General features: G+C 44.9%; 1 pseudogene. It reads left to right on the top strand.

Annotated elements, in window-relative coordinates:
* Positions 1 to 228 precede the first annotated feature (228 nt).
* Positions 229 to 354 (top strand): annotated as a pseudogene (locus FD01_RS16845) (helix-turn-helix domain-containing protein); the annotation flags it as partial.
* Positions 355 to 410 lie beyond the last annotated feature (56 nt).

Below are 410 nucleotides of genomic sequence, written 5' to 3'. Positions count from 1 at the left end.
AGAAGCCAGGAATGACGCGAAGTACACATCATTCCTGGCTTTCAAGTTTTAGTTAATATAGAAGATAACTCGTGATCGTTTTCGTGTGGAGGGGAGTCCGCACGATTTTTTTCGCCCTTTGATTTACAATTTAAGTGCAAGATGATAAGTGCAAGAAAAAGGACTCATAGCTAGAATCCTGTACAATGGGTGTTAACGACAACAAACATTGAAAGGCAGGTCTTAGCTATGAATCCCTACCAACATCTTACCACAGGTGAACGTGAACGGATATTTGTAATGCATGAACAAGGAGAAACTCTGGAAGTAATTGGCAGGGAGCTGAAACGTAGTCCCAGCACGATCAGCCGAGAGTGAAGGCGGCGAAGCGAATTGCCCAACTGGGCGTGCGGACAAATTCCTGGACTTCG

The organism is Lacticaseibacillus manihotivorans DSM 13343 = JCM 12514, from assembly GCF_001435035.1.
Taxonomy (GTDB): domain Bacteria; phylum Bacillota; class Bacilli; order Lactobacillales; family Lactobacillaceae; genus Lacticaseibacillus; species Lacticaseibacillus manihotivorans.
Note: the sequence above shows the minus strand (reverse complement) of the source record. Positions and strands in the feature narration are given on the sequence as shown.